The organism is Nigerium sp. (assembly GCF_039811905.1).
Taxonomy (GTDB): domain Bacteria; phylum Actinomycetota; class Actinomycetes; order Propionibacteriales; family Propionibacteriaceae; genus Propioniciclava.
Window position 1 is genome coordinate 23,735 of record NZ_JBDHZL010000012.1, and the last position, 24,631, is coordinate 48,365.

Below are 24,631 nucleotides of genomic sequence, written 5' to 3' on the forward strand. Positions count from 1 at the left end.
CCGCAGCATCCGCTCGCCTCCTCCCGAGGAACCCCTCGTCGCCTACTGCTTCTCCGGGTCGGACGCCTCCGCGTCGCCCGCCTTCTCCTCGTCGGCCGCCCGCCGGTAGTGCCCGGTGTCGAGCCGGTCGTAGCCGCTGGCCCAGTCGCCGTCCGGGTAGGCCTGAGGGTGCTCGAGGATGTACTCGTCGTGCACGTGGTGGGCCTCGTCCAACAGGTCGAGGAGCTCCTTCTCGCCGTGGATGAGGAACTTGAACTTCGGCTGGATCTCCAGCAGCTGCTGCTCCTCCTTGGCGAGGCGCCGGTAGTTCTGCTCCCGCACCTCCTGGTCGACCTCGTACTCGAGGTCGAGGTACTGCTTGGCGTGGCGGCGGGTGTTCTTGATGACGGTGAGGGCCTTGCCCTTGGGCGACATCAGGGACGCCACGACCACGACGAGCAGCGAGACCACGATGACCAGCAGCGACTGCTGCGTGGTGACCTCGATCACCTCGACGTGGTGGCCGCCGTTGATGAACGGCACCGTGTTCTCGTGCAGCGCGTGCAGGATGAGCTTGACGCCGATGAACGCGAGGATCGCCGCGAGGCCGTACTTCAGGTAGATGAGGCGGTCGAGCAGGCCGTCGATGAGGAAGTACAACTGTCGCAGGCCGAGCAGGCTGAACGCGACCGCCGTGAAGACGATGTACGGGTCCTGGGTCAGGCCGAAGATCGCCGGGATCGAGTCGAGCGCGAACATCACGTCGGTGCCGCCGATGGCCACCATGACGAGGAGCATCGGCGTCATCGCCCGCTTGCCGTCGATGGTGGTGAAGAGCTTGTCGCCGTCGTAGTGCTCGGAGGTGTGCATCACCCGCTTGGCGAGGCGGATGATGAAGTTGTTCGCCTCGCTGGACTCCTCGTCGTCGGAGTCCTCCTCCGGCTTGAGCAGGTTTCCGGCCGTGACCAGCAGGATGAGGCCGAACAGGTAGAAGATCCACGCGAAGCTGTTGATGAGCGCCACGCCCAGGAAGATGAACGCCGTCCGCGCGATCAGGGAGACGACGATGCCGAACATCAGCACCTTCTGCTGGTCGGCCCGCGGCACCTTGAACGAACTCATGATGATCAGGAACACGAACAGGTTGTCGACCGACAACGACAGTTCGGTGATGTAGCCCGCGTAGAACTCGACGCCGCGCTGGTGCCCGAGCGACAGCCAGACGTAGACGCCGAAGAGGATCGCGACCGACACATAGATGGCGGTCCACTTGGCCGCCTCCTTGATCGTCGGGATGTGGGCCTTCCGGACGTGGAAGAAGAAGTCGAACGCCAGCAGTCCGATGATGAAGACCACGGTCAACAGCCAGATTGTTCCTGACTCCACGGGCGGTTCCTTTCCGGACGGCGCCTCGCGCCGGCCTTTCTCCCGCGGCGGGCCCTCCCCGAGGGGCCCGCTCCTGTGATGCCGCCGGGGGCGACGTCGACATCATCCCACGGGGTGCGCCCCGCGCATACGGCCTGACCGGCAGTTGTCTCGCCGGTGTTCGCCGTTGTCGTGTCGTCAGAAGAACGAGCGGACGAGCGCGGGCGTGAGATCGGTGATGGACGCGAGGACGGCGTCCGCGCGGGCGAGCAGGTCGGACGCCGGCGGGTGGAACGCGGGCGGGATCGCGACGACCTTCATGCCGGCGGCCAGCGCGGAGCGCAGGCCGCTGCCCGAGTCCTCGATTGCCACGCAGCCGGCGGGGTCGGCGCCGAGCTGTCGGCAGGCCTCCAGGTAGCCGTCGGGCTCGGGCTTGCCGTGGGCGACGTTCTCGGTGGAGACGCGGACGTTCACCAGGTCGGCCACGCCGAGCGCCGCGAGCCCGGCGTCGATCAGGACCGCCGGCGACGAGGACGCCACCGCGACCGGCCACTCGGCCGCCATGCGGCGGACGGCGTCCGCAGCACCCGGGATCATCTCCAGCGAGCCGTCGGCGTACATGGCCCGCAGCGCCTCGATGGTGCGGCGGGCGGCGTCCGATGGTGTCCCGGCCAGGCCGACGCGCTCGGAGAGGTACGTCGACCACTCGCGCGTGTTCATGCCCATCATCGCGGTGGTCGCCTCGGGCGGCCAGTCGACGCCGTCCTCGGCGGCGAGGCCGCGTCGGACGCGATCCCACGCGGGCTCGGTGTCGGTCAGGGTGCCGTCGAGGTCGAAGACGATCGCGTGGGGGAGTGCCATGCCCGCTATTCAAGCAGCCCGGCCGGCGGACCCCCTAGCAAAGGGAGGCGAGATCCCAATCGATGGGGTCGGCGCCCTGCGCGATCAGCGCCTGGTTGGCGCGCGTGAACGGGTGCGACCCGAAGAAACCGCGGTCGGCCGACATCGGCGACGGGTGCGCGGACGCGATGATCGGGGTGTCGCCGAGGGCTGAGGAGAGGTTCTGGGCGTCCCGCCCCCACAGGATCGCGACCAGCGGGCCGCCGCGCTCGGCCAGCGCGTCGATCGCGCGGGCCGTGACGGCCTCCCAACCCTTCCCGCGATGGGACGCCGGCGCCCCCGGACGCACCGTCAGCACCCTGTTGAGCAACAGGACGCCCTGGCGGAACCAGCCGGACAGGTCGCCGTGCTCGGGCGGGGTGACGCCGAGGTCGGATGCCAACTCCCGGTAGATGTTGTGCAGCGACCGCGGGAGCGGCCGGACGTCGCGCGCGACCGAGAACGACAACCCGACGGCGTGGCCGGGCGTCGGATACGGGTCCTGCCCGACGATCAGCACCCGGACGTCCGCCAGCGGCAGCGTGAACGCGCGCAGCACGTTCTGGCCCGCGGGCAGGTAGCCGCGCCCGGCCGCGAGTTCGGCCCGCAGGAACTCGCCCATCGCCGCCACGTCGGCCTCGACGGGCTTCAGCGCCTCGGCCCAGTCGGGGGCCACGAGTTCGGACAGCGGTGCGGGGGTCACCGCCGTCACGTTAGTGCATCCGGCTCGGCTCAGCGCGTCCGCCTCCGCGGGAACGCTGTGGCCCGGCACTAGGCTGACGCCGACCCGAAAGGAGTGTGCCCGTGGGCCTCTTCGATCTCTGGCGCCCCCGCCCGGCGCCCACCCCCACCGTCGTCGAGCGCACCGTGGTGCGCGAGGTCGCGCCCCCGCCGTCGCCGGCGCGGCCCTCCGCCGTTCCTGACGGGCTGCGGGACGCCGCCGGCTGGGCCTGGCGGCTCCTGCTGCTGGCCGGCTTCGTGATCGGCCTCTTCCGGGCCCTCGCGTACTTCTCCGCGGTCGCCGTGCCCATCGCGGTCGCGTTCCTGCTGGCCGCGCTGCTGACCCCGGCCGTCAGCCAGCTCCGGCGCTGGGGCGTCGGGCCGATCCTGTCCGCCGCGATCGCGCTGGTCGGCATGGTGCTGCTCCTCGCGGCGCTGCTGACGGCGGTCGGGGTGCAGGCGGCGTCCGAGGCGCCCGAACTGGTCAACCAGACCACGACCGGCCTGCAGCGGGTCATGGACTGGCTGGCGTCCGGGCCGCTGCACATCTCCGCCGATCAGGTGAACGCCTACATCGCGCAGGGCCGCACGTGGCTGCAGTCGCAGGGCTCGCAGCTCGCTACCTGGGCGGGCAGCGTCGGCTCGTCGGTCGGCAACTTCCTCGCCGGGCTGGTGACGGCCCTGATGGCGTCCTTCTTCTTCGCCGCGACGGGGTCGAGCATGTGGGCGTCCACCGCCAAGTGGCTGCTCCCCGAGCACGCGCGCGAGCCCATCACGCGCGCGGCTCGCAAGGGGTGGAACTCCCTGGTGCAGTACATGCGGGCGACCGTGATCGTCTGCCTCGTCGACGCGACGGGCATCGCCCTGGTCGCGTTCTTCCTCGGGGTGCCGATGCCGTTCGCGCTGTTCGCGCTGACGTTCATCGCCTCGTTCATCCCGATCGTCGGCGCGGTGCTGGCGGGCGTCGTGGCGGCCGTGCTGGCGCTCGTGACCAACGGGCCCGGGGCCGCGCTGATCATGGTGGCGGGCGTCGTCGTGGTGAACCAGGTGGAGGGCAACATCCTGCAGCCGTTCCTGCTGGGGCGCGCTGTCTCGCTGCACCCGCTGGCGACGCTGCTCGGCCTGACCGCGGGCGCCACGATCTCCGGGGTGCTGGGTGCGCTGCTGTCGATCCCCGTCATGGCGTTCCTGGCCGCGTTCGTGAAGGCGATGCGCTACCCCGAGCAGGTCCCCGACGAGCGCGAGCCTCGCGAGCGCAGACCGAGCCGGAGGCGTCCTGGCGGCAGCAGCCGGGCCGCAGGATCGGACGCCCCCGGCCCCGCCGGGCCGATCGAGGCTCCCCGTACCCTGGAGGCATGAGCCCCGATCTCACGCCGATCCTCGACGACCTGGCCGCCGGCCGCATCGACGCCGCCGAGGCCGCACGGCGCATCGACGCGGCGAAGGCGTCCGCGCAGAAGCCCGAGTCGACCCCCAAGCCGGAGCCCCCGATCGACGCGGAGATCGTCGAAGACCCGGGTGAGCCCGAGGTTTCGAGTGAGGCTGAGGTTCCGAGCGAGGAGCAGGTGCCGGCCGGGCGCGTCGGCGTCCGGGCGATGGGACGCCGCGTCCGCGTGCTGGGCGACGCGAGCGTCCCCGCGGTGACGGCCCAGGGGCCGCACACGCTCAGAAGGGTCGGGGACCGCTGGGAGGTCGAGGCCGAGGGCGACTTCGCGGGGTTCCGCGGGCTGCCCGACCTCGCGAGCCTGTCGGGCCTGCGTGCGCCCCGCTCGGTGGACGATCTGGTGAAGCTGGGGCTCGGCCAAGAGGTGGTCGTCCGGGTGAACCCGGCGCTGCCCCTCGACCTCGAGTCCACCGCCGGCGGCGTCGTCGTGGACGGGCTGCCCCTGCTCGGACGCCTCCGCGTCACGGCGGGCACGGCGTCCCTGCGCGGGGTCAGGCGCGTGCAGGACGCCCTCGTGCAGGCCGCGACGGTGACGCTGCAGGGCCGATTCGACCGGGGCCGCTCGCGCGTGCGCTGCGAGTCGGGCGCGATCACCGTCGCGCTGGCGCCGGACGCCGACGTGACGGTCGCCGGCGAGGCGCAGGTCGGGCGGCTGACCTGGCCCGGCGGCGAGACGGGGCTCAGCGAGTACGTCGCCGGCGAGGGCGCGGGCCGCCTGGATCTCGACGTCGTCGTCGGCATGGTGACCGTCACGCAGGAGCCGTCATGACCGACCATGAGACCTGGACGCCGTCCTCCTGCCCGCGGTGCGCGGGCCATCGGCTGCGGGTGACGCGGGTGCGGTGCGTGGACTGCGGCCTGGAACTCGCCGCCGACGACCTCGGGCCGGCGTGCGCGTGCGCGTCCGGGGCCGAGAAGCCCCAGCGTGAGAAGCCCCAGCGTGAGAAGCCCCAGCATGACGAGGACGCCGCAGGCGAAGGTTCGCCCGCGGCGTCCGGGAGTGCTCGTGATCAGATTCTCGCCAGGGTCGCGGCGGGAGAGTTGCCTCCCGCGCTGGCGGCGGACCTGTTGGCCCGGCTGGACGAGGCCGACTGACGGGTCAGGCGGTCGGGAAGGCCTTGATCTCGAGGATCTTGACCTCGAACTCGTGCCCGTTGGGGCCCTCGTACGTCGCGGTGTCGCCCTTGCCCTTGCCGAGGATGGCCGAGCCGAGGGGGGACTGCGGCGAGTAGATCTCCAACTCGTTCGTGTCGGTCAGGCCGAGCAGCTCGCGCGAGCCGAGCAGGAACGTGTCGGTGTCGTCGGGGTCGCCGTCGTAGCAGATTGTGACCTGCATGCCCGGCTCCACCGTGGAGGACGTGGCGGGGGCCTCGCCGATCTGGGCATCGCGCAGCATCACCTCAAGCTGCCGGATGCGCGCCTCCTGCTGGCCCTGCTCTTCGCGGGCCGCGTGGTAGCCGCCGTTCTCGGACAGGTCGCCCTCGTCGCGCGCCTGCGCGATCTTCGTCGAAACCTTCTGGCGACCCTCGCCCTTCAAGAACTCGAGCTCGCTGGAGAGCTTGTCGTAGGCGTCCTGGGTCAGCCAGATGATGTTCTTGTGCTCATCTGCCATCCGTCGAGCCTATCAGGCGGTGCGACAGTCGGTCAGTTCGGCGCTGGTCGCCCGCTTGAAGGTGCGGACCGAGACCACCTGCGTCGTCAGTTCCTGCGTGCCGGGCGCGACCTCGAACGGCAACTCGCCCACGGTGTCGTAGGTGACCGCCTTGGTGACGACTGTGCAGGTCGCCGCGCGCGCGGGATCGGGGCGCTGGATCGTCACCGTCACGTCGATGCGGGTGTCGGAGACGACGTCGAACGCGACGACCTTGCCGGTGACGTCGGGGTTCGCCGCGTGCAGCCCGGCCCACGCCATCCACGGGATGCCGATGATCGCCAGCACCGCCGCCACCGGGATCCACGCCCCGCGGCGGCGCGGGGGGTAGCGGCGGGCGATGCGGTCGGCGTCCGAGAGGGTCACGGTGCCATCTTCCCCCATGGCGACGTGGCCCGAGATGCGTCGGACCCGGCGAGCGACAAGAATGTGCCCATGGCTTCCGATCACACCGCGCGCAGGGTGGACGCCTCCGGCGACCCGCTGCGCCTGCTGCACGTGCACGCGCACCCCGACGACGAGTCGAGCAAGGGCGCGGCCACGACCGCCAAGTACGTCGCCGAGGGCGTCGACGTACTCGTCGCGACATGCACGGGGGGCGAACGGGGGTCGATCCTGAACCCGAAGATGGAGAACCCGTACAACGAGGAGCACATCGCCGAGATCCGCCAGAAGGAGATGGAGACGGCGCGGGAGATCCTCGGCGTCCGGCAGACGTGGCTCGGCTTCGTGGACTCGGGCCTGCCCGAGGGCGACCCGCTGCCGCCGCTGCCCGACGGCTGTTTCGCGCTGCAGGACGTCGATGAGGCCGCCGGCGCGCTGGTGAAGGTGATCCGCGAGTTCCGTCCGCACGTCATGACGACGTACGACGAGAACGGCGGCTACCCGCATCCCGACCACATCATGTGCCACCGCATCTCGATGGCCGCCCTGGACGCGGCGGCCGACCCCACCAAGTGGCCCGAGCACGGAGAGCCGTGGCAGGTGGCGAAGGTGTACTACCAGATGTCGTTCCATCGCAGCCGGTTCGCCCGGCTCGACCAACTCATGCACGAGGAGGGCCTGCCGTCACCGTACGCCGAGCGGCTGTCAGAGTGGGCGGAGGACCCGGAGGCCGAGGCGCGGCTCACGACGTTCGTGCCGTGCGGCGACTATTTCCCGATCCGGGACGCCGCCCTGAAGGCCCACGCCACCCAGGTCGACCCCGACGGCTTCTGGTTCGCCGTCCCGCTGAAGATCCAGCAGGTGGGCTGGCCGACGGAGGACTTCCAACTCGTGCGCTCGATGGTGCCGACCGAGCTCCCCGAGGACGACCTCTTCGCCGGCCTCGACACCCACGTCGTCGCTCCCGACGCGGAGTGGTACTACCAGATCTGACCGCCCGACCGACCACCCGACCCAGGACGCCTCCGCGGAAACGCCTCCGCGGAGGCGTCCTGGCATGCGAATGAGGTCATATATAGAACGAACGTACGAATACTGTCAGACCCGGGTGTTGGGATGCTCCTATGACGGATGACGTGATGAACCCGCTTGTCGCGGAGGGTATGGGTCTGCAGCTTCAGGGCTTGGCCGCGCGCCGGGCGAGCCTCGATTTCGAGTTCCTGCACCTGGTGGGGCAGTTCGACGCCGGGCAGGGGTGGGCATCGTTCGCGGGTGCGAAGTCCACGGCGCACTACCTCGCCTGGGCGTGTTCGGTGGGCGCCAGCGCGTCGCGCGAGCAGGTGCGGGTCGCGCGGGCCCTGCGGGGGCTGCCGGTGGTGTCGGAGTTGTTCGCGGCAGGGCGGCTCTCCTACTCGAAGGTCCGCGAGTTGACGCGGGTCAGCGACGAGTTGGCCGAGGCCGAGTTGTGCGCCCTGGCGCTGGAGATGACGGCGTCCCAGCTCGCGAGAACCGTGTCGGCCTACCGGGGGGCCGCGGGCACGCGGATCAGGCAGGTGGAACGGCGCCGGTATTCCAGCCGTGGCACGGCCGACGGCATGGTGCGCATCAGCATCGTCCTGGCGCCGGAGGAGGCGGCGCTGGTCGACGCCGCCGTCGAGGCCGCCGCGCGGCGGGGGGCTGACGACGGAGGTGAGCCGCTCGATCGCGTCCAGGGGCTGCTCGACGTGGCGGCCGGGCATCTCGACCGCCTGCCGGGCGAGCCGGCTGACGACCACACGCTGGTCGTGGTGCAGGTCAGCGCGGAGTCCCTGGTCGGCGAGGACGTGCCGGCCGCGCCCGATACCGCGGCGCGGTCGTCCTGGCGCGCCCTTGAGGCGGGGGCGTGTCACGTCGTCGGTCAGGGTCCGGTCGAACCCGCGGTCGCGCGACGCCTGGCGTGCACGGCGTTGCTGCAAGGCGTCCTGACCGCCGATGGCGAGGTGTTGCGGATGGGCCGGGCCAAACGGCTGGCCACGCGCGCGCAGCGGCGCGCCCTGCGCGTCCGCGATCACGGGGTGTGCCAGTTCCCCGGCTGCCATCAGACCAGGCATCTGGACGCCCACCACGTGATCCCGTGGTGGGAGCGTGGGCGGGAGGGCGGCCCCACCGATCTGGAGAACCTCGTCCTGGTGTGCCGACGGCATCACGTCGTGGTGCACGAGGGCGGGTTGACGCTGACGCGGTCCGCGAGCCCGTGGCGACGTTTCGAGGTGCGGCTCCCCGACGGACGCCTGCTGTCGGACGCCTGGCTCGGCGGCGTCTCCGCGGAGACGCTCGAGCACCTGGTGGTGACGGACGCCACGGCCCGCGGCGCCGGGTTGGAATCGATCGCGACGTTCGAGACGGAGATCGGGGCAGACGACCCCGCCCGGATCGCGCCCCGCGCCGGCGGGGAGGGGTTCAGTCTGCACGAGTGCGTCCGGGTGCTCTTCGACATCCGCCGTCCCGACGCCGAGGAGGCCGCCTGAGCGCGGGGCGCGTGAGCGACTCCGCCGCCAGGGGCGTCCGGGGGTAGGCTGGGCCGGGCAAGGAGGAATGATGATTCTGCTCGACCTCGGTGCGCTCGTCGCACCCGGCTGGACGGCGCTGCTGCTCGTCGTGATCCTCGGCCTCGTGATCACGTTCCTGTTCTTCAGCATGCGCAAACAGTTGCGGCGCATCGACGTGCCGGTCGATCAGCAGCGTCCCGACGCCGCCCCGTTCGCCGACGACGGACCGCGCCGCTGACCCCAGTAGGCTGGCGGCCATGCCCCAACGCCTCGCGAAGTCGTCCAGCCCCTACCTGCGGCAGCACGCGTCGAACCCGATCGACTGGTGGCCCTGGGGTTCGGCGGCGCTGGAGTCGGCGAAGAAGCGCGACGTCCCGCTGCTGATCTCGATCGGCTACTCCGCGTGCCACTGGTGTCACGTGATGATGCACGAGTCCTTCGAAGACACGGAGGTCGCGCGGTTCGTCAACGAGCACTTCGTGCCCATCAAGGTCGACCGCGAGGAGCGTCCCGACGTCGACGCCGTCTACATGCGGGCGACCCAGGCCCTCACCGGCCAGGGCGGTTGGCCCATGACCGTGTTCGCGACGCCCGACGGCGAGCCGTTCTTCGCGGGCACCTACTACCCGCCGGAGCCCCGCGGCGGCATGCCGTCGTTCCGGCAGGTGTTGGAGGCCCTCGCGGATGCCTGGGCCACCCGGCGCGACGAGGTGACCGGCAGTGCGGCGTCCATCGTGGAACAGCTCGCGTCGATCAATCAGCTTCCGGCCGCCGAGCAGGCGCCCAACGTGTGGGAGACGATGGACAAGCTGTCGGCCGAGTTCGACCTGGTGCACGGCGGCTTCGGCGGCGCGCCGAAGTTCCCGGCGCCGCTGCTGGTGGACGCCCTCCTCGTGAAGGGCGAACCCGCCAGTCTCGACATGGCCCAGCGCACGCTGGAGGCGATGGCGCGCGGCGGCGTCCACGACCAGGTCGGCGGCGGGTTCCACCGGTACGCGGTCGACGCGGGCTGGGTCGTACCCCACTTCGAGAAGATGCTGTACGACAACGCCCTGCTGCTCGGCGCGTACGCACGCGGTTGGCGCCGGACGCCGAGCCACGACGAGGCCCTGCGCGCGCTCTTCGAGCGCTCCGCGCGCGGCATCGTCGCGTGGCTGAAGCGGGAGATGATCGTGCCGTCCGGCGGGTTCGCCGCGAGCCTGGACGCCGACTCCGCCGACGCGCACGGCATGCCCCATGAGGGCATCTACTACGTGTGGAACCACGACCTGCTCGTCGACTGCCTCGGCGAGGAGGACGCGGAATGGGCCGAGGGTGTCTTCCACGTGACGACGACCGGCACGTTCGAGTACGGGCTGTCCACGCTGCAGTTGCGCGGGGTGCCGGATGCCGAGCGGCTGGCGTCCGTCTGCGAGCGGCTGCTGGCCGAGCGGCAGACGCGCTTCGCGCCGCCGCGCGACGACAAGGTCGTCACGGCCTGGAACGGCTGGATGATCGACGCCCTCGTGCAGGCCGCCCTGATCTTCGACGAGCCGGAGTGGCTGGAGTTGGCGCGCGACTCCGCGGAGACGTTGTGGGCCCTGCACTGGGCCGAGGGCGGCCTGCGACGCTCGTCCCACGACGGGGTGGTCTCCACCGTGCGCGCGTTCGCCGACGATTACGGGGCCCTCGCCCTCGCCTTCGGCCACCTCGCGGGTGCGCTGGGGGACGCGGGGTGGCTCAAGCACGCCGTCCGGCTGCTCGATCAGGCGATCGAGCGCTTCGGCGCCGACGACGGAGGCTTCTACGACGCCCGCGAGTCGGCCACGTCGGGGCTCTACGCGCGCCCGCGCGACGTGTCCGACAACCCGACGCCGTCCGGCACCAGCTCGCTCGTGTCGGCGCTGCGCGTGGTCGGGCTGCTCGCCGACCGGCCCGACTTCCTCGAACGAGCCGACGCCGCCGCCCGGACCACGTGGGGCACCGTCGAGGCCGGCCCGCGGTTCGCGCCGGCGGCGCTCACCGACGTGATCATCGCCGACGAGGCCCGTCAGGGCCTGAAGCCGGCCGTCGCGGTCGTCGTGGACGCCTCGGGCAGCCCGTTGTCCCGCGCCGCCGTCGCGACCTGGCGGATGGCCCCGTCCGGCACGGTGATCGTGGCCGGCAAGCCCGGCACGAAGGGGTTCGCCCACCACTTCGACCAGCGTCCGGTGGTGCGCTCCGACGAGGCGTCCGCCGGCGAAGCGGAGGAGGCGAAGATCACGCACGCGTCCATCGGCGGGGCGGGCCAGGTCGACGCCGAGTACGACCAGCACGCCGACGTCGAGACGGGCGGCACGGTGTACGTCTGCCGCGGCGAGACGTGCTTCGCGCCGGCGTCCACGGTCAAGGGCATCCGGCGGGCGCTCTGGTCGCGCGCCTGAGCGAGCCGTCTTTAGGATGAGGCCATGAAGCTGCTCGTCACCTCCACGGCCCCGTTCGAGTTCGATCCGCCCGAGGGCGTCGACGTCGTGTACGTCGACCCGGGTGAGCTGGTGCCGCCCGAGCATCTGGACGCCGACGCGGCCGTCGTCGAGGGCGGTGCCGCGCCCGCGGTGACCCAGCTCGCGCGGGAGGCGTCCCGGCTGCGGTGGGTGCAGACGCTGGCGGCGGGGCCGGACGGCGTCCTCAAGGCCGGCTTCGGGCCCGACGTGCAGATCACGAACGGGCGCGGGTTCCACGACCAGACGGTCTCCGAGGTGGCGCTGGCGCTCGCCCTCGCGGGCGTGAATCGGCTGCCTCGGCTGCTGGAGTTGCAGAAGCAGCACGTCTTCGCCCACGACGAGTTCGGCGCCTGGAGGGCGCTCCACCCCGACGACCGGGTCGCCACGCTGATCGGGGCGAACGTCCTCATCTGGGGGTTCGGGTCCATCGGGCAGACGGCCGCGAAGCTGTTCGCGGCGGCGTCCGCCCACGTGCGCGGGGTGGCGAACTCGGCCGGCGAGCGCGCCGGCTTCGAGGTGTTCACCGACGAGTCCCTGCCGGAGCTGCTGCCCGAGACCGACGTGCTGGTCATGGTGCTGCCCTCGACGCCCGAGACCGACAAGGCCCTCAATGCCGAGCGGATCGCGCAGCTCAAGCCCATCTCCTGGGTCGTGAACGTCGGCCGCGGCACGACCATCGACGAGGACGCCCTCGACGCGGCCCTTCGCTCCGGACGCCTTGGCGGCGCGGCGCTGGACGTCACGGCCACCGAGCCGTACCCGGCCGACGGGCCGCTGTGGGACGCCCCGAACTGCATCATCACCCCGCACGTCGCCGGCGGACGCGCGGTCGGGGCGGGCGAGTTCATCTGCCGCAACATCGAGCGGCTGCGGCGCGGTGAGCCGTTGGAGAACCTGGTTTCTCGCTGACGTGGCCGTCCGCGTCGAGCGGGCGCCGGGGGAGGCGTCCGGGGGAGGGTGCGCCTGCACGGGGGGCGCCGGGGGCTTCTGCCGCGGCGCGCATCCGACCGCTACCCTGGGGGCCATGTCGTGGGCCAAGACGCGCGAGTGGGCCGACCGGCTCCATCCGGCGGGGCTGCTGTACTCGACGTACGAGCAGCGGCTGCGCGCCGAGCTCGATCCTGCGCGGCTGCCCGGGCACGTGGCCGTCCTCGCCGACGGCAACCGGCGCTGGGCGCGGCTGAACGCCCCCGGCCAGCCCCTCGTGGTGGGCTACCAGGCGGGCGCCGACAAGCTGAAACACTTCGTCCAGTGGTGCGATGAGGCCGGCATCGGCACGGTCACGCTCTGGGTGCTGTCCACCGAGAACCTCACCCGCAGCGAGGACGCGGAGGTGCTTCCGCTGCTGGGCGTCATCGTCGGCCTGGTCGAGGAGCTGGCGGCGACGGGCCGGTGGCGCGTCAAGCCGGTGGGCGACCTGTCGCTGCTGCCCGACACGATGGCGGCGAGCCTGCGCGCGGCGCAGGAGGCGACGGCGTCCGTGGAGGGCATGCGCGTGAACGTCGCGGTGGCCTACGGGGGGCGGCACGAGCTGCGGGACGCCGTCCGGTCGCTGCTCGCGAAGGAGGCCGCGCGGGGCACGTCGCTCGGTGATCTCGCGCAGACCTTGGAGATCGACGACATCGCCGAGCACCTCTACACGGCCGGCCAGCCGGATCCGGATCTGATCATTCGCACCTCGGGGGAGCAGCGGCTCTCGGGGTTCCTCATGTGGCAGTCGGCGCACAGCGAGTTCTACTTCTGCGAGGCGCTGTGGCCCGACTTCCGGCGCGTCGACTTCCTGCGCGCCCTGCGCTCGTACGGCAATCGCGAGCGCCGCTACGGCCGCTGAGGCGGCGTCCGGTCGGGTGACCGCGCCGTCGGTTCTGCGCACCGCCCGTTAACGAGCTGAACCGCCAGCCTCGGGGGACGGGCTGGCGGTTCTGTTCGCACGGTGCGGGATTGACCATGGAGGGAGTCAACCCCAAGTTCGGTGGCTCGGGACCAGCGAGCCTGACGTTCGGACCACCGCTGACAACAAAGCTAGCCCCCTTCGGTGCGCGGACTCCAGCCCGGCGAGGGTGTTCGGCACCATCGAACGACGAGGTCGGTACTTTAGTACCACGGCATATGTCGTGCTCACGGGTGGGTTCGGACGCCGCCGGCGCGGTCGGCCGCCGCGTGGGCGTCCGCGGCTTAGGCGGCCTCGGAGTGGAGATGAACATCAGCGAAACTGTCGGCGCGTTGGGTGCAAAGCGGCCCCGGCCTCGGGTTACTGTGCCGCTGTGGACGCCGCCGAGGCGTCCGCTCCGGGAGGCACTCGATCGATGAGACCTGATCCCTTCAGGGATGCTACCGGCTGAACCGACAGGCGAGGCCGGGTGGGTCCCCCCGCGCGGCCCTGAGACAAGAAGGACCGACGTGCTCGATAACCAGACCCAGCTCGTTCCGGACGCCGCCCCCGTCACCGCCCTCGGCCAGCAGACCAAGGTCTACGTGGTCGACACGTCCGTGCTCCTCAGCGACCCGCACGCCCTGCGGTTCTTCGCCGAGCACGAGATCGTGTTGCCGCTCGTCGTCATCAACGAGCTGGAGGCGAAGCGGCATCATCCGGAGCTGGGCTTCGCGGCGCGGACAGCGCTGCGTTTCCTCGACGACCTGCGCGGCCAGCACGGACGCCTTGACCGGCCGCTGCCGGTCAACGACGCGCACGGCACGATCCACGTCGAGCTGAACCACACCGATCCGGAGGTGCTGCCGCCGGGCTTCCGCCTGGGCGACAACGACTCGCGCATCCTGTCCGTCGCGCTGAACTACCGCGCGGAGGGCCGGGACGTCACGCTGGTCACCAAGGACCTCCCGCTGCGCATCAAGGCGGCGTCGGTCGGCCTGGACGCCGAGGAGTACCGCCACGAACTCGTCCGAGAGTCCGGCTGGACCGGCATGGTCGAGCTGGAGTTGAGCGCCGCCGCGATCGACCAGCTCTACGACGAGGGGCAGGTCACGACGGCGGAGGTGCTCGATCTGCCTTGTCACACGGGTGTCGTCGCCCGCGGCGGCGGCTCGACGGCGCTCGGCCGGGTGCACCCCGACAAGACGCTGCGGCTCATCCGGACCGACCGGGACGTCTTCGGCCTCCACGGCCGCTCCGCTGAGCAGCGGGTGGCGCTGGACCTGCTGACCGACCCCAGCGTCGGCATCGTGTCGCTTGGCGGCCGCGCGGGCACGGGCAAGTCGGCGCTGGCGTTGGCGTCCGGGCTCGAGTGCGTGCTGGACAAGTCGCAGCACGACCGCGTGATCGTGTTCCGGCCGCTGTACGCGGTCGGCGGCCAGGAGCTCGGCTACCTGCCCGGCGACCAGCACGAGAAGATGTCGCCCTGGGGCCAGGCCGTGTTCGACGCGCTCGGCTCGATCGCCCACAAGAACGTGGTCGAGGAGGTGCTGGCGCGCGACATGCTCGAGGTGCTGCCGCTCACGCACATCCGCGGGCGCTCGCTGCACAACGCGTTCGTGATCGTCGACGAGGCCCAGTCGCTGGAGCGCAACGTGCTGCTCACGGTGCTCTCGCGCATCGGGCAGAACTCGAAGGTCGTGCTCACGCACGACGTCGCGCAGCGCGACAACCTGCGGGTCGGCCGGCACGACGGGGTCGCGGCGGTCGTCGAGAAGCTCAAGGGCAACCCGCTGTTCGGGCACGTCACCCTGACGCGGTCGGAGCGTTCGCCGATCGCCGCCCTCGTCACTGACCTGCTGGGCGACTACGGGGTGTGACGCCGGGCGATACGGCGGGTCACGCCGGGCGGCGCGCGCGGTAGAGCGCGTAGTCGAACCGGCGTCCGTCGCGCTCGACGGGCACGAGGATCTCCTCGGCGGCGGCGTCCAGCGTGCGGAGCGCTGCCCACAGCGGTGGGCTGGGCGACTCCGACCACACCACGAGGACGCCGCCGGCCGCGAGGCGGCCGGCGAATGCGCCCAGGGCGTCCGCGGAGTAGACGCGCTCGTTCGCGTCGTGGATGAGGAAGCCGGGCCCGTTGTCGACGTCGAGCAGGACGGCGTCCCACGGGCCGCCGCGCGTGGGCGCACTCTCCGGAGACGCCCACGCGGCGATGTCGCCGGCGTGCAGCCGCACGCGCGGGTCGGACGCCACCCGCCCGAGCCGCTCGGTCACGCCGGCGCGCGCCCAGTCGAGCAGCGGCTCGGCCAGGTCGACGACGTCGACGCTCGTCGCGCCGTTGTCGAGCAGCGCCGACGCCGTGTAGCCCAACCCCAACCCGCCGACGAGCACGCGGCCAGGCGGGCGTCCGGCGGCGTCGGCCAGCGCGATCTCGGACGCCGTCTCGACCGAGTCCATCGCGAAGACGCCGTTGACGATCAGCTCGACGACGTTCCCGCGGGAGCGCAGCGCGACCTCGCCCGCGGGCGTGTCGGCCCGCGCGAGCGTGACGGGGGCGTCGTCGGGGGAGCCGGGGTGCATGCGCCCATCGTCGCCGACCCGGCGATGCCCGCTCAACCCGGACGCCGCCACGTAAGGCTTGGACGACCGTGCGAGAATCGCCCGCATGGCCCGCCCCAACCCGCCCGTGATCCACCTGCTCGTCGCGATGGTCGTGGTCCTCGTGCCGGTGTTCCTGATCGTCGCGTGGTTCACCCGGATTCCCGAGCCGCAGCCGAACGTGGTCGACGCTCGTCCGGTGGTCGCGGCCGCCCGGGAGGCCGGCTACCCGGTGCTGGCTCCGGCCGAACTGCCCGACGGCTGGGTCGCCACCCGCGCGCGGTGGACGCCGCGCGGCCAGGCGGGGCTGAACCGCGAGCCCGTGCCCGGCAACACGATCGCGCTCGGGTTCCTCTCGCCGGAGCGGCAGTACTTCGCGATCGACCAGCGGGACGCCCTCCCCGAGCTGCTCGTGCGCGACGTCACCCGCGACGGCCGGGCGGACGGCGAGTCCCGGGTCGGCGACGTGACGTGGACGCGGTACGTCTCGCAGGACCGGCGCACGCGCGCGCTCGTGCGCCTGGACGCCGACCACGCGACGATCGTGAGCGGCGACGTCCGCTACGACCAACTCGAGGCGTTCACGGCGACGCTACGGTGACGAGTCGGTTTCAGGAAAATCTACGGTCGCGTTTGTCTGTTTCTCAGGAGAACTTCGTGAGGTTCGTGGGTGCGACCGAATAGGTCCCCCGCACGGGGGACGCCCCGCGCTGAAGAATCACCGAACGGTGCGTCGATCGGCCGGGAAAGATTGCGAAATGCCCGTTAAATGCGGGAAGCCTCTCACCACCGCGTTGTGGTGAGGGCTTCATCTTCCTTGTTTTCACGGGGATGCGGTGTACCGCACCTTGGGTGGCCAGTACCCCCGTCTTGCCGACGAGGTTACGTGGCGTCGATCACGCCGATGGCGTCGTTCTCCACGGGGTCGATCTCTTGCGGGATCTGGACCGTGTAGAAGTTCAGCATCGCAACACTCCTTGTCAGGCTAGTAGTGGTGGACGGATGGACGGTGACCTGAGGTCAGTTGTTCTCGTCGCTGTCGATGTCGCCGAAGTAGTAGGCCTTGGCCATCGACTCGGCGCCTTCGAGCCACGCGCTGTAGAGCTTGTTGAGGCCCTCGGTGACGAAGTTCATGATGTCTGCCTTCCTGTTTTTCTTCCTGCCGGGTACCTCCCGACACCTCTAATGTAGCCCTAACGACTAAAAATCAAAACAGGGGGCGCCGCTTGTTGCCGTGAAAGTTGCAGTCCTTAATCTGTTCGTAGCTTTTCGGCCTCGGCGATCTTCGCCTTCGCGCCGTCCAGCCAGCGCTGGCAGACGGCCGCCAGCTTCTCGCCCCGCTCCCACAGCTCCAGCGACCGGGAGAGCGGGACGTTGCCCGACTCCAACTCCCGGACGACCTCGGTCAACTGCTCGCGCGCCTTCTCGTAGGTGGGCTCGTCGCTCATGATTCCTCTTCCTCGGGGTCGTGGGGTTCGATGTCGATGACCGCGGCGGCGACCTCGCCGTCGAGCAGCCGGGCGACGATCGTGTCGTCGGGCTCGAGCTGGGTCACCGACGTGACCGTCGAGCCGTCGTCCCTGGTCAGAATGGTGTAGCCGCGCTGCAGCGTGGCACGCGGCGACAGCGCCCGGACCCGGGCCAGCGTGTGCTCCAGCCACGCCTGCTCTCCTCGCACCGCCGCCGCGGCGGCGCGCCGGAGGCGTCCGGTGGCGTCGGTCACGCGCTCGCGAGCGATCTCGACGGACGCCCCCGGGTCGCGCAGCACCGGGCGCGAGCGGACGTCGGCGAGCCAGCGCGCCTCGCGCTCGAGGCGTCCGGCGATCGCCTGGCGGAGGCGCTGCCGGGCCTGCTCCAGGCCCGCGCGCTCGGCCTCGGCGTCCGGCACGACCCGCTTGGCCGCGTCGGTGGGCGTGGAGGCGCGCAGATCGGCCACGAGGTCGAGGATCGGCGTGTCGGACTCGTGGCCGATCGCGCTCACCACCGGCGTGCGCGCCGCGAACACGGCGCGCACGAGCCCTTCGTCGGAGAAGGGCAGCAGATCCTCCAGCGAGCCGCCGCCGCGGGCGACGATGATGACGTCGACCTGCTCGTCTCGATCGAGCGCGCGGAGCGCGTCGGCCACCTGCAGGGCCGCCTTCTCGCCCTGGACGAGCGCGTGCTCGATGCGCAGCACGGCCGCCGGCCACCGGCGCCGGATGTTCTCGACGACGTCGCGCTCAGCCGCCGACCCCTCGGCGGTGACGAGGCCGATCACACGGGGGAGGAACGGCAGCCGCCGCTTCCGCGCCGGGTCGAAGAGCCCCTCGGCCTGCAGGGCGCGCTTGCGCTGCTCGAGGTGCGCCAGCAGGCGCCCCTCCCCGGACGGCCGGATGTCGCGGCACTCGAACGTCAGCGAGCCGGACTTCGGCCACAGCGTCGGCCGCACCCACGCGGCGACGACCGTGCCCTCGGTCAACGGGCCCGCGGCGTCGAGCACCGCGGTGGACGCCGAGATCGTCACCGACACCTCGGCCAGCGTGTCGCGCAGCCGCAGGAAGTGCAGGGACGCCCCGGCCCGCCGCCGGATCTCGATGAGTTGCCCCTCGACCCAGATCGCGTTCGTGCGCTCCACCCAGTCCTTGAGGGCAGCCACCACCGTGCGCAGCGGCTGCGGCTTCTCGGGGGAACTGGTGAGCGGCACGGCGTCCACCCTAGACCGGGCCTCGGACATTCAGCCGTTACAGCACGGGCGTCCCTCGTCGTGCGTCGGCCGCCTTTGGGACTGGGGTTGGGTGCTCTTTAGACTGGCCCGCATGACCAAGAGCGTTGTCGTCGCCGCCCCGCGCGGGTATTGCGCCGGGGTGGACCGGGCCGTCATCACCGTCGAGCGGGCGCTGGAGGCGTACGGGCCGCCGGTGTACGTCCGCAAGCAGATCGTGCACAACCGGCACGTGGTGGAAGATCTGAGCGCGCGCGGCGCCGTCTTCGTCGAGGAGCTGGCCGAGGTGCCCGAGGGTGCGACGGTCGTCTTCTCGGCGCACGGGGTGTCTCCGCAGGTGCACGCGGAGGCGTCCGAGCGGGGGCTGAAGACCATCGACGCGACCTGCCCGCTGGTGACGAAGGTGCACCACGAGGCGAAGCGGTTCGCGAACCAGGGCCAGCAGATCCTGCTCATCGGCCACGCCGGGCACGAGGAGGTCGAGGGCACCACGGGCGAGGCGCCCGAGAACATCATCCTCGTGGAGCACCCCGACGACGTCGCGGGCGTCGAGGTCGCCGACCCGAGCAAGGTCGCGTGGCTGTCGCAGACGACCCTCAGCGTCGACGAAACCTACCAGACGGTGTCGAAGCTGCGCGAGAAGTTCCCCCAGCTCATCGACCCGCCGAGCGACGACATCTGCTACGCGACGCAGAACCGGCAGTCGGCGGTGAAGCAGATCGCCGAGAACGCCGACCTGGTGATCGTGGTCGGCTCGCGCAACTCGTCCAACTCGGTGCGGCTGGTCGAGGTGGCGCTGGAGGCCGGGGCGAAGGCGTCCCATCGGGTCGACAACGCCGGCGAGATCGAGCCCGCGTGGCTCGAGGGGGTGGAGAGGATCGGCGTGACGTCGGGGGCGTCCGTGCCGGACGCGCTTGTGCAGGGCGTGCTGGAGTTCCTGGAGTCGCGGGGTTACCCCGCGGCCGTCGAGGAGCGCCTCACCGAGGAGAACCTCACGTTCGCGCTGCCGCCCGAGCTGCGCAAGGATCTGCGCAAGGCGTCCGCCTGCGACACCCAGTAGCCCACCCGAGTAGCCCACCCGCCGGCCGGCGGGTGACCAGCCCGGACGCCGGTCAGCCGCGCGCCTCGGCGGCAGCCTTCGCCGCGGCCGGGAGCGCGTCGACGATGCGGTTGAGCGCCTCGTCGTCGTGGGCGGCCGACAGGAACCAGGCCTCGAAGACGCTCGGGGGCAGGGCGACCCCGGCGTCCAGCATCGCGTGGAAGAACGGCGGGTAGCGGAACGCCTCCTGCGTCTTCGCCTCGGTGTAGTTCGTCACGCCGACCTCGTCGGCGTTCTCGCCGAAGAACACGCTGAACAGGTTGGACGCCGCCTGCACCCGGTGCGGGACGCCGGCGGCCGCCAGCGCCGCGTGCACCTCGCGCTGCAGTGCCGCGGACGCCTCGTCGACGCGCGCGTACACCGCGTCGTCGGCGAGGGAGAGCGTGGCGATGCCGGCGGCGGTCGCGAGGGGGTTCCCCGACAGCGTGCCGGCCTGGTAGACCGGGCCCACGGGCGCGAGCAGGTCCATGAGGGACGCCGGCCCGCCGAGCGCGGCCAGCGGCATGCCGCCGCCGACCACCTTGCCGAACGTGACGAGGTCGGGGGTGGGCTGGCCGTCGGTGTGGCCCCACCAGCCCGACGGGTGCACCCGGAACCCGGTGAGCACCTCGTCGGAGATCATGAGGGCGCCGTTCTCCCTCGTCAGGCCGCGGATCGCCTCGTTGAACCCGGGCGCCGGGGGCACGACCCCCATGTTCGCCGCCGCGGCCTCGGTGATCACGCAGGCGATCTCGCCCGGGTTCGCTTCGAAGGCGGCGGCGAGCGCGTCGGTGTCGTTGAAGGGGAGCACGATCGTGTCGCCCGCGGACGCCTTCGTCACGCCCGAGCTGCCCGGCAGCCCGGCCGTCGCGACGCCGGAGCCGGCCTCGGCGAGAAGGGCGTCCGAGTGGCCGTGATAGCAGCCGGCGAACTTCACGATCTTGTCGCGCCCGGTGGCCCCGCGGGCCAGCCGGATGGCGGTCATCGTGGCCTCGGTGCCGGTCGACACGAACCGGACCTTCTCGGCGAACGGGACGCGGCCGCGGATCAGCTCTGCCAGTTGCACCTCGGCGGTGGTCGGGGCCCCGAACGACAGGCCGCGGGCGGCCGCCTCGTTGACCCGCGCGACGACCTCGGGGTGCGCGTGCCCGAGCAGGGCGGGGCCCCACGAGCAGACGAGGTCGACGTATTCGCGCCCGTTGATGTCGATGACGTGCGGGCCCTTCGCCGCAGCGAGGAACACCGGCGTCCCCCCGACCGAGCCGAAGGCCCGCACCGGCGAACTCACCCCACCCGGGATCAACTCGCACGCGTGCCGGTACACCTCGTCCATGTCAGCCATGCCGGCCATGCTAGTGCGGCCGGGCCGGTGTCCGTCCCGCGGTCAGCGCGAGAGGGCCGCGGCGACGGCGTCCAGGACGCCGTGGACGAGGGCGGGCGCGGCGATCGAGCCCGTGCGGGCGCGGAGCCAGCCGAAGACGAGGCCCATGGCGAACGTCCAGAGGAACCAGCCCCACTGGAACGGGTTCGCCGGCGCGAGCAGGTGCGAGACGCCGAACAGGGCCGCGCCGATGACGAGCCCCGGGCCGACGTCGGCGCCGAACCAGCGCCAGGGGCGTCCGAAGGCCTCGTCGAGCCGGGTCTGTACGAGGCCGCGGAACAGGAGTTCCTCGCCGATGCCGACGAACACGAGGGCGTACGCGATGCGGGCGGCCGCGGGCACCCCGGCGTGCAGCGCCCAGCCGACGGCCAACGCGGCGAGCAGGATCCCCGCCCAGGCGGCGACCTGGCCGGCCTGAGGGCGGGCGAGGAGGCGTTCCTCACCGACGGCGGTCGTCCGGCGGAGCATGAGCCCGGCCAGCGGCAGGCACGCGAGGAAGCCCGCCCCGAGCACCACCCCACCGACGCCCATCGGGCTCAGCCGCAGGATGCCCACCAGCGGGAACAGCACGCCGCACGCCGGGCCCAGCACGACCAGCGCCATGCACGCCGCCTCCACCCACGCGCGCGGCCGGGCGAGGCCGATGCCGAACTCGCCCGGTCGGCGTCCCCACAGGCGAATGAGCAGCAGGGACGCCGCCTGGAACGCCACGAAGCTGGTGACGAACGGAGCACCGAGCGCGCCGCGCTCGGCGGACGCGACGGTCGCAGGAGCGGACCCGGGATCGGCCGAGGGGAGCGGGACGCGGGCCGACAGCCACAGCAGCGCGAGCGTGACGGCGACGGCGAGGCAGGCGTCGGCGATCGCCCGCGGGCGGGTGGCTCGGGGCAGCGTGGATACGGCGGGGGCGGGGGAGCCGGCCATGGGGGTGGGGCCTTTCGGTGCGACGACAGCCGCACGCTACCGCGACGCACGCTCGCTGCGCCGCGGTATCGCCCTACGCCGGCTCGCGGCCGAGCAGCGCCACGAGCACGTCGAGCCGATCCTCCGACGACGTTTCCACCGGGGCCGCGAAGAGGCCCGGGACGCCGTCGGGGTCGGCCATCGACGCCGCGTAGTGCAGGGCCTCCTCGACGGCGTCGGCCGGCGGGTCGAACACCACGCCTGCGCCCCGCGCCACATCCCACCCGTGGACGACGAGGTCCACCAGCATCTGTTGCGCGTACTCGCCGACCGTGCACGGCCCGAAGCTCATCTGCAGCTCACGGCCCTCGTCGGACGCCTGCGCCCACGCCAGCATCGACCGGGCCACCGCCGCCTTCCAGGACGCCCGCGGGTCGGCCCCGAGGACGTCGCCCTCGTAGGCGTCCCCCACGTCGGCGATCGTGTCGCCGGCCAGCAGCCGCGGCGCCCACAGGTGCTCGCTGGTGAGGTGGTTCAGCACGTCCCGCACGCTCCAGCCCTCGCACGGCGAGGGGTTGCCCCAGGCGTCCTCGGGTACCAGCGCGACGGCCTCGCTGACGGACGCCGCTGCCTCCGGCAGCAGGTCGCGCGCCCGCGACCCCGCCTCCGCGGAGGCGTCCCGCGTCACAGCCGCCCCGCCAACTCGAGCGCCCAGTAGGTCAGCACGATGTCGGCCCCCGCCCGGACGATGCCGGTCACCGACTCGGCGATCGCGCGCTCGCGGTTGATCCAGCCGTGCTCGGCGGCGGCCTCGATCATCGCGTACTCCCCGGACACCTGATAGGCCGCCACCGGCACCGGCGACACCGCGGCCACGTCGGCCACGACGTCGAGGTAGTAGCCGGCGGGCTTCACCATGACCATGTCGGCCCCCTCGTCGATGTCGAGGTTGGCCTCCAGCAGGCCCTCGCGGCGGTTCGCCGGATCCTGCTGGTAGGCGTTGCGGTCGCCCTGGAGCGACGAGCCGACCGCCTCGCGGAACGGCCCGAAGAAGGCCGACGCGTACTTCGCGGAGTACGCCAGCACCGAGGTGTCGTGGAAGCCCGCGTCGTCGAGCGCGGTGCGGATGGCGTGCACCTGGCCGTCCATCATGCCGGACGGCCCGACGACGTGCGCCCCCGCCCGCGCCTGCTCGACGGCCATCTCGCAGTAGAGCGCCAGGGTCGCGTCGTTGTCGACGCGACCGTCGTGGGTCAGAACGCCGCAGTGGCCGTGGTCGGTGAACTCGTCGAGGCACGTGTCGGCCATGACGACGGTCTCGTCGCCCACTTCGGCTTTTACCGCCGCGATGCCGCGGTTCAGGATGCCCTCGGGCGACCTGCCGGCCGAGCCGGCGGCGTCCTTGTCGTCCTCGTTCGGGACGCCGAACAGCATCACGCCGCCCAGCCCGGCCTCGACGGCGCGCGCGGCCTCCGCCTTCAGCGAGTCGATGCTGTGCTGCACGACGCCGGGGAGCGAGGTGATCGGACGCGGCGCGTCCAGCCCGTCGGCGACGAACACCGGCAGCACGAGCTGGCTGGGGCGGACGTGCGTCTCCCGCACGAGCCGGCGCATGGCCGGCGTCGTGCGCAGACGGCGGGGACGGACGACAGGGATCTCCATCAGTGTTCCTTTCCGAGGGCGCGGGTGAGGGCGCCGACGAGGCCCGGGCCGTCTTGCGTCGCGGCGGTCGCCGCGACCTCCAGGCCCAGGTCGGTGGCCGCCGCCGCGCTCGGTTTGCCGAACGCGACGACGCGGGTGCGCTCGGGCGGGGGCCCGAGCAGTTCGAGGACGGCCGAGGCGACCGAGCCGGCCGTGACGACGACGGCGTCGAAGTCGCCGCGCGACCAGGCCCGCGCGACCGCAGCCGGCGCGCGGGAGACGGGGGCGGTGCTGTAGATCGGAATGACCACGACGGTCCAGCCCTTCGCGCGCAGGGCCTCGGCGAGGGCCGGCTTGCTCTGCGCCGAGCCCGGGATCACCACGCGCCCGCTGCCGCTCGGGAAAGCCCGCGCGAGGTCGTCCGCCGAGGCCGACCCCTCGGGGGTCAGGCCGACGCGGAACCCCTCCGCGACCACGGCCGCCCGCGTCGCCGGGCCGACCGCCGCGATCTGAAAGCCGATGTCGCGCAGGTTGAACCCGCTCTCCACCAGGACCTTCAGCGAGTTCGACGACGTCAGCACCAGCCAATCCGCCCCCCGCGGCAGCCGCGGAGGGAACGGCAGCGCCAGCGTCCGCGTCAGCGGCGCGCACGTGACGTCGGCGCCGGCCGCACGCACGGCGTCCGCCAGCGACCCGTCGGCCCGGGGCAGCAGGATGTGCCGGCCCACCAGGTCGGTCGTCGTGCCGGGCGCCCAGAGCGCCTGGTCGTCGTGGAAGTCTTCCAGTTGGGAGTCGCGGCCCTCGCCCAGCGCCGTGACGGACGCCGCCCCCGCCGCCAGCAGCGCGGCGGCCACGCGGCGTCCGAGCTCTTCGGGGCTCGCGGACGCCGGCGTCTCCACCGACGCCTCGGCGCTCGCGTGGCCCGACGCGTCGAGCACGCGAGCCGACAGCGTCGCGGTCGGCCCGGCGACCGTGCACAGGGCGCCCACCGGGGCCGCGCAGCCGGCGCCGAGCTCGGCGAGCACCTGGCGTTCGGCGAGGGCG

25 protein-coding genes are annotated in these 24,631 nt (G+C 72.2%); 12 read left to right on the plus strand and 13 right to left on the minus strand.

All coding sequences use genetic code 11. The annotated features are described in order from the left end of the window. Positions 1-42: 42 nt before the first annotated feature. The 3 genes from WMJ97_RS04330 to WMJ97_RS04340 all read right to left on the minus strand — a co-directional run bounded on the left by WMJ97_RS04330 (position 43) and on the right by WMJ97_RS04340 (position 2,926). On the minus strand, positions 43-1,365 hold the full coding sequence (locus tag WMJ97_RS04330; protein ID WP_347347739.1) for a TerC family protein: 1,323 nt from the start codon (positions 1,363-1,365) through the stop codon (positions 43-45). A gap of 177 nt (positions 1,366-1,542) precedes the next feature. After that, the gene (locus WMJ97_RS04335; RefSeq protein WP_347347740.1) at positions 1,543-2,205 is read right to left on the minus strand and encodes an HAD family phosphatase; all 663 of its coding nucleotides are present in this window, start codon (positions 2,203-2,205) and stop codon (positions 1,543-1,545) included. Between the two features lie 34 nt (positions 2,206-2,239). After that, positions 2,240-2,926, minus strand: coding sequence for a uracil-DNA glycosylase (locus WMJ97_RS04340; protein WP_347347741.1), 687 nt, complete (start codon positions 2,924-2,926; stop codon positions 2,240-2,242). A 101-nt stretch (positions 2,927-3,027) separates the two neighbouring features. Here WMJ97_RS04340 and WMJ97_RS04345 point away from each other — a divergent pair, with 101 nt between their 5' ends. Genes WMJ97_RS04345 through WMJ97_RS04355 form a run of 3 tightly spaced genes read left to right on the plus strand, consistent with a single transcriptional unit; the run spans position 3,028 to position 5,482 of the window. Further along, positions 3,028-4,302: an AI-2E family transporter gene (locus WMJ97_RS04345; RefSeq protein WP_347347742.1), complete on the plus strand. Its 1,275-nt coding sequence runs from the start codon at positions 3,028-3,030 to the stop codon at positions 4,300-4,302. Beyond that, positions 4,299-5,156, plus strand: a complete 858-nt coding sequence (locus WMJ97_RS04350) for a hypothetical protein (protein WP_347347743.1) — start codon at positions 4,299-4,301, stop codon at positions 5,154-5,156. The genes WMJ97_RS04345 and WMJ97_RS04350 overlap by 4 nt, the downstream gene beginning before the upstream one ends. After that, positions 5,153-5,482 carry a hypothetical protein gene (locus WMJ97_RS04355; RefSeq protein WP_347347744.1) on the plus strand — a complete coding sequence of 110 codons (330 nt, stop codon included), beginning with the start codon at positions 5,153-5,155 and terminating at the stop codon, positions 5,480-5,482. The genes WMJ97_RS04350 and WMJ97_RS04355 overlap by 4 nt, the downstream gene beginning before the upstream one ends. Positions 5,483-5,486: 4 nt before the next feature. Here WMJ97_RS04355 and greA read toward each other — a convergent pair whose 3' ends face one another. Both greA and WMJ97_RS04365 read right to left on the minus strand, forming a co-directional pair. After that, complete coding sequence (gene greA / locus WMJ97_RS04360; RefSeq protein WP_347347745.1) at positions 5,487-5,999, minus strand: transcription elongation factor GreA; 513 nt, start codon at positions 5,997-5,999, stop codon at positions 5,487-5,489. Positions 6,000-6,011: 12 nt separating this feature from the next. Then, entirely contained in the window at positions 6,012-6,404 is a 393-nt protein-coding gene (locus tag WMJ97_RS04365) for a DUF4307 domain-containing protein (RefSeq protein ID WP_347347746.1), read from the minus strand. A gap of 69 nt (positions 6,405-6,473) precedes the next feature. Here WMJ97_RS04365 and mca point away from each other — a divergent pair, with 69 nt between their 5' ends. The 7 genes from mca to WMJ97_RS04400 all read left to right on the plus strand — a co-directional run bounded on the left by mca (position 6,474) and on the right by WMJ97_RS04400 (position 15,162). Further along, positions 6,474-7,415 (plus strand): mycothiol conjugate amidase Mca, encoded by a 942-nt coding sequence (gene mca, locus WMJ97_RS04370; RefSeq protein ID WP_347347747.1) that lies wholly within the window; start codon positions 6,474-6,476, stop codon positions 7,413-7,415. 131 nt (positions 7,416-7,546) lie between these two features. Beyond that, positions 7,547-8,929, plus strand: a complete 1,383-nt coding sequence (locus tag WMJ97_RS04375) for a DUF222 domain-containing protein (RefSeq protein WP_347347748.1) — start codon at positions 7,547-7,549, stop codon at positions 8,927-8,929. Positions 8,930-8,999: 70 nt separating this feature from the next. Continuing rightward, a complete protein-coding gene (locus tag WMJ97_RS04380; protein ID WP_347347749.1) occupies positions 9,000-9,188 on the plus strand; it encodes a hypothetical protein in 189 nt (62 codons plus the stop codon). Positions 9,189-9,207: 19 nt separating this feature from the next. Further along, positions 9,208-11,352: a thioredoxin domain-containing protein gene (locus WMJ97_RS04385; RefSeq protein WP_347347750.1), complete on the plus strand. Its 2,145-nt coding sequence runs from the start codon at positions 9,208-9,210 to the stop codon at positions 11,350-11,352. 24 nt (positions 11,353-11,376) lie between these two features. Continuing rightward, positions 11,377-12,321, plus strand: coding sequence for an NAD(P)-dependent oxidoreductase (locus tag WMJ97_RS04390; RefSeq protein WP_347347751.1), 945 nt, complete (start codon positions 11,377-11,379; stop codon positions 12,319-12,321). A gap of 115 nt (positions 12,322-12,436) precedes the next feature. Next, a complete protein-coding gene (locus WMJ97_RS04395; RefSeq protein ID WP_347347752.1) occupies positions 12,437-13,243 on the plus strand; it encodes an isoprenyl transferase in 807 nt (268 codons plus the stop codon). Between the two features lie 569 nt (positions 13,244-13,812). Beyond that, complete coding sequence (locus tag WMJ97_RS04400) at positions 13,813-15,162, plus strand: PhoH family protein (RefSeq protein WP_347347753.1); 1,350 nt, start codon at positions 13,813-13,815, stop codon at positions 15,160-15,162. A 19-nt stretch (positions 15,163-15,181) separates the two neighbouring features. Here WMJ97_RS04400 and WMJ97_RS04405 read toward each other — a convergent pair whose 3' ends face one another. Beyond that, complete coding sequence (locus WMJ97_RS04405; protein ID WP_347347754.1) at positions 15,182-15,952, minus strand: hypothetical protein; 771 nt, start codon at positions 15,950-15,952, stop codon at positions 15,182-15,184. Between WMJ97_RS04405 and WMJ97_RS04410 the strand changes: the two genes are divergently transcribed. Beyond that, a complete protein-coding gene (locus WMJ97_RS04410; RefSeq protein ID WP_347347755.1) occupies positions 15,951-16,484 on the plus strand; it encodes a DUF4245 domain-containing protein in 534 nt (177 codons plus the stop codon). The two genes, WMJ97_RS04405 and WMJ97_RS04410, sit on opposite strands and share 2 nt — an antisense overlap. Positions 16,485-17,133: 649 nt before the next feature. Here WMJ97_RS04410 and WMJ97_RS04415 read toward each other — a convergent pair. Together WMJ97_RS04415 and xseA are read right to left on the minus strand one after the other, a co-directional pair. After that, on the minus strand, positions 17,134-17,331 hold the full coding sequence (locus WMJ97_RS04415; protein WP_347347756.1) for an exodeoxyribonuclease VII small subunit: 198 nt from the start codon (positions 17,329-17,331) through the stop codon (positions 17,134-17,136). Further along, the gene (gene xseA, locus WMJ97_RS04420; protein ID WP_347347757.1) at positions 17,328-18,566 is read right to left on the minus strand and encodes an exodeoxyribonuclease VII large subunit; all 1,239 of its coding nucleotides are present in this window, start codon (positions 18,564-18,566) and stop codon (positions 17,328-17,330) included. The genes WMJ97_RS04415 and xseA overlap by 4 nt, the downstream gene beginning before the upstream one ends. Before the next feature lie 112 nt (positions 18,567-18,678). Between xseA and WMJ97_RS04425 the strand changes: the two genes are divergently transcribed. Continuing rightward, positions 18,679-19,644, plus strand: a complete 966-nt coding sequence (locus WMJ97_RS04425) for a 4-hydroxy-3-methylbut-2-enyl diphosphate reductase (RefSeq protein ID WP_347347758.1) — start codon at positions 18,679-18,681, stop codon at positions 19,642-19,644. A gap of 52 nt (positions 19,645-19,696) precedes the next feature. Here the strand turns inward: WMJ97_RS04425 and hemL are convergent, their stop codons facing one another. The 5 genes from hemL to WMJ97_RS04450 all read right to left on the minus strand — a co-directional run. Then, positions 19,697-21,004: a glutamate-1-semialdehyde 2,1-aminomutase gene (gene hemL / locus WMJ97_RS04430; RefSeq protein ID WP_347347759.1), complete on the minus strand. Its 1,308-nt coding sequence runs from the start codon at positions 21,002-21,004 to the stop codon at positions 19,697-19,699. Positions 21,005-21,046: 42 nt separating this feature from the next. Beyond that, entirely contained in the window at positions 21,047-21,967 is a 921-nt protein-coding gene (locus tag WMJ97_RS04435; protein ID WP_347347760.1) for a CPBP family intramembrane glutamic endopeptidase, read from the minus strand. Positions 21,968-22,040: 73 nt separating this feature from the next. Then, on the minus strand, positions 22,041-22,634 hold the full coding sequence (locus WMJ97_RS04440) for a TIGR03086 family metal-binding protein (RefSeq protein ID WP_347347761.1): 594 nt from the start codon (positions 22,632-22,634) through the stop codon (positions 22,041-22,043). After that, positions 22,631-23,608, minus strand: a complete 978-nt coding sequence (gene hemB / locus WMJ97_RS04445; RefSeq protein WP_347347762.1) for a porphobilinogen synthase — start codon at positions 23,606-23,608, stop codon at positions 22,631-22,633. The genes WMJ97_RS04440 and hemB overlap by 4 nt, the downstream gene beginning before the upstream one ends. Continuing rightward, on the minus strand, positions 23,608-24,631 hold a 1,024-nt coding region (locus WMJ97_RS04450; protein WP_347347763.1), incomplete at its 5' end, for a uroporphyrinogen-III synthase. The genes WMJ97_RS04450 and hemB, both read right to left, overlap by 1 nt.